We start from the raw sequence: 1,006 nt of genomic DNA, 5'->3' as shown, positions 1-1,006 counted from the left end.
ATGCTCGTAGAGCCGCTTCTGAATTAGCCGATGGCTGCTATCTCCACCGCGAGTCTTTCAATTAGGCCGACAGGATCGATCAAAAAGGTACGAATTATGGAGGAGTAAAGGCTTTTATAGTCCAGTACCAGTACCGAATCATCATACCGGGACGGGAATCCATGACGTAGCCGCCCGGTTCCCCCAAATATACACCTGATGCTAGCCACAGCTGTGCAGACCAATATAAGTTAGGGCTCGATGAAACGGTTAGTTTCGATATCCAGCGAAACCAGCGATAACGTAGGATGGTAATCTGGCGCGGGCTTCAGCCGCGCATTTTGTATGTGATCGTCGGTACTGACCGTCCCCTGTTGAACATCGCCAACGTGCCGTGCGGTAATGGTGGAAGTAAAGCCCCCACCGGCCGGTACTGAAAATCCCGCAGCGCTATCGGACGGACGGGGAGCTTCACGTCTTCGTCAGCCAGCTGCATATGCGGACGCGATCGCTGAACGCCGTCGGCATAAAATCTACCTCCTCCTGGGTGGGGAGGGAGACTGACCTTTTGTAGGCCCTGGTACGTAGCCAGCCGAAAGTCGATGGCGCTACCGGCAGGTATGTCCCGTCGGTAACCAGTCAGAATAAAACCCTGCCGCGGCAGAGAAGGAATGGACATGGTGTCAAGCTATCCCGTGAGAGTGAAAAGGTCACTGGGCGAGGGGGTCGCATAAGCCTTTAGTGCAATCGGTACATAGTAAAGTATAAGTATTTAACAGTCATTTTCCAGCCAACTGGGTAAAAGGAGCATTTTGCCGAATCCGTATAAAATTGATTTCTTGACGTGCCGGCGTCTGAGACCGATAAACCTACTATGGGTTATGGAAGCCTTTTTTGAACACTGAGCAACGAAATCCCTGGTTTTTTTACCGTTGGTGGTCACGATAGTATCTTTTCTTGAATCGTTAGCTCCAATGGGGCAGCGCTGCTGCTCTGCCGATCACATTCATGATGGCGATACTCGGTA

Annotated in this window: 1 protein-coding gene and 1 pseudogene; both read right to left on the bottom strand. The window is 51.4% G+C overall.

Annotated elements, in window-relative coordinates; genetic code table 11:
- Positions 1-47: 47 nt before the first annotated feature.
- Positions 48-178: pseudogene (locus tag BG74_RS20860) on the bottom strand (hypothetical protein); the annotation flags it as partial.
- 129 nt (positions 179-307) lie between these two features.
- Positions 308-658, bottom strand: coding sequence for a hypothetical protein (locus tag BG74_RS18080; protein WP_066597733.1), 351 nt, complete (start codon positions 656-658; stop codon positions 308-310).
- Positions 659-1,006: the final 348 nt, after the last annotated feature.

This window comes from Sodalis-like endosymbiont of Proechinophthirus fluctus (assembly GCF_001602625.1).
In the GTDB taxonomy this organism is placed as follows: domain Bacteria; phylum Pseudomonadota; class Gammaproteobacteria; order Enterobacterales; family Enterobacteriaceae.
This window is presented reverse-complemented; position numbering and strand designations above follow the sequence as displayed.

What these genes read in the sequence shown, in the direction of transcription:
- BG74_RS18080 (WP_066597733.1), bottom strand. Translation starts at nt 658, where the DNA reads ATGTCCATTCCTTCTCTGCCGCGGCAGGGTTTTATTCTGACTGGTTAC.